We start from the raw sequence: 967 nt of genomic DNA, 5'->3' as shown, positions 1-967 counted from the left end.
GGAGTGGAATGACACCACTCACCCGGTGGAACCGGTGACGTTGCCGGAGTTGTTTGAGCGGCAGGTTGCGGCCTCGCCGGAAGCGGTCGCGCTGATCTGTGGGGAACAGCGGGTGACGTATCGGCAGTTGGCTGGTCGGGTCAACCAGCTGGCGAGGTCGTTGGCCGAGGCCGGGGTGGGACCGGAGTCGGTGGTCGCGTTGGCGCTGCCTCGATCGGTGGACCTGGTCACGGCGGTGTTGGCGGTGATGACCGCCGGTGGGGCGTACCTGCCGATCGACCCGGACTACCCGGCGCAACGGATCGCGTTCATGTTGAACGACACTGCGCCCGCCATGCTCATCACGTGCGGCGCGAGGGCGGGCGAGATCCCGTTCGGCGCCATGCCGCTGATGTTGATGGAAGACCTTGACTCAATCTCGTACCCAACAGTGCACAACCCCGCGGCTCCAGCACCAGCTGCGGCCCGACCGGGCAGTGGCCTGGCTTGCGTCATGTACACGTCCAGTCCCGCTCCGAGGGCGGTCGAGATCTCGCATGCCGGGCTGGCGGAACTGGCTGCGGCATACCGCAGGTCGTACAAGACGGGTGACGGGGACCGCCTTCTCCAGTTCGCCTCGCCCGGCTCCGGCGGGTTGATCTCCGAGCTGTGTCTGGGACTGCTTACCGGAGCCTGTCTGGTCGTTCCGGAGCGCGGGTTGGTCGGCGACGAACTCGTGAACGTGCTGGGGCAGCAGCGGATAACCCATCTCCATGTACCCGCTCGGGTGCTGGCCGGGGTACCGAAAGTCGAGCTGCCCTCGCTGGTGACGCTGATCCTCAGTGATGACACCTGTCCGGCAGACACCGCAGTCTACTGGTCTCATGGACGCACCTTGGTCAACTCCTACGGCTCTGTCGAGCTGACGATGGCGTGTACCGATTTCCGGGTCGAGCCTGGTGAGGATCTGCCGGTCGGCCGACTGCCG

General features: G+C 66.1%; 1 protein-coding gene. It reads left to right on the top strand.

Features of this window, described 5'->3' with window-relative positions; genetic code table 11:
• Nucleotides 1–25: 25 nt before the first annotated feature.
• The coding region (locus Raf01_RS49130) for an AMP-binding protein (RefSeq protein ID WP_203925077.1) at nucleotides 26–967 on the top strand (942 nt) is incomplete at its 3' end.

This window comes from Rugosimonospora africana (assembly GCF_016862975.1).
GTDB classification, from domain to species: Bacteria; Actinomycetota; Actinomycetes; order Mycobacteriales; family Micromonosporaceae; genus Rugosimonospora; species Rugosimonospora africana.
The sequence above is the reverse complement of the archived record's forward strand: the minus strand, read 5'-3'. Positions and strand labels throughout refer to the sequence as shown.